1 protein-coding gene and 1 pseudogene are annotated in these 1021 nt (G+C 44.9%); both read left to right on the top strand.

Going from position 1 to position 1021, the window contains the following annotated elements:
* Nucleotides 1–117: 117 nt before the first annotated feature.
* Nucleotides 118–774, top strand: a pseudogene (locus tag R7Z78_RS24900) (methyl-accepting chemotaxis protein); the annotation flags it as partial.
* A gap of 54 nt (nucleotides 775–828) precedes the next feature.
* A partial coding sequence (locus tag R7Z78_RS25100) for a CZB domain-containing protein (protein ID WP_411977591.1) occupies nucleotides 829–1021 on the top strand: 193 nt, incomplete at its 3' end.

Below are 1021 nucleotides of genomic sequence, written 5' to 3'. Positions count from 1 at the left end.
TGAAAACCCACATAAAAAATGTGACAAAAATGAACAAGTATATGAAAGTCATGGTGCATTGCTTATCCAACTGATTTAACATGAATTTTTTAAAACCTTGCTGCATTTATAAAAAATATGTTCGGATCAAAAAAATTAAAAATGGAAAATGAGGCGCTTAAGCAGGAATTAGCGAGCCTTAAAGACAAGTACCAAACCGACGTTGAGACGTTGGAACGTCAGTTAAAAGAAGCCAAACAACTGCTGAACACAGCGCAACAGCGTTACGAAAGTAGCGACGAGTTGATGTCGAGCAGCTTGAAAGGCGGAGATATGCTCCAAACCATTCGCACAGCGATGGTCGAAAGCGCTCAATCTATGGCGCATGAAAACGAAGAGCTAAAGCTGCTTGATGATATGTTCAAGCAAACACATCAAGCACTCGCACGTCTGGATGACCGAGCGGTAAAAATCAGCTCACAAGCCACTCAAAGCATTGAATCTGTGCAGATATTAGATAACACCGCGACTTCTATTTCCCACCTTGTATCTACTATCCAAGAGATTTCTGACCAAACGAACTTATTGGCTCTCAACGCAGCGATTGAGGCAGCACGCGCTGGTGAAGCAGGCCGCGGATTTGCCGTGGTGGCGGACGAGGTAAGAAATTTGGCAGGCAAAGCCAGTGAAGCGAGCGAACAAATTGATTCGCTGGTTAATCAGGTGCTAACCCAAGTCAGCTCAATCAAAAGCGCGATTGATGAAAACCAAATCTGCGCAGAAGAAGTATCCGCCTCTTCGGCGCAAATTGGCTCAATCGTCAACGAGGTGGTTGTCAAATCAGAGCACATGAAACGGGTGATCCACTTTGCGTCTACCCGCTCTTTCCTCGATACGGTCAAGCTTGATCATGCCATTTGGAAAAACAACATCTATCGCTTGCTGCAAAGTGGCTCTTTTGGTGAAACCGTCAATAGCCATTCAGAATGTCGATTGGGCCAGTGGTACTACAGAGGTGACGGCAAAGCATATAGCCAACTAA

This window comes from Vibrio sp. 1167 (assembly GCF_033340375.1).
In the GTDB taxonomy this organism is placed as follows: Bacteria; Pseudomonadota; Gammaproteobacteria; order Enterobacterales; family Vibrionaceae; genus Vibrio; species Vibrio alginolyticus.
This window is presented reverse-complemented; position numbering and strand designations above follow the sequence as displayed.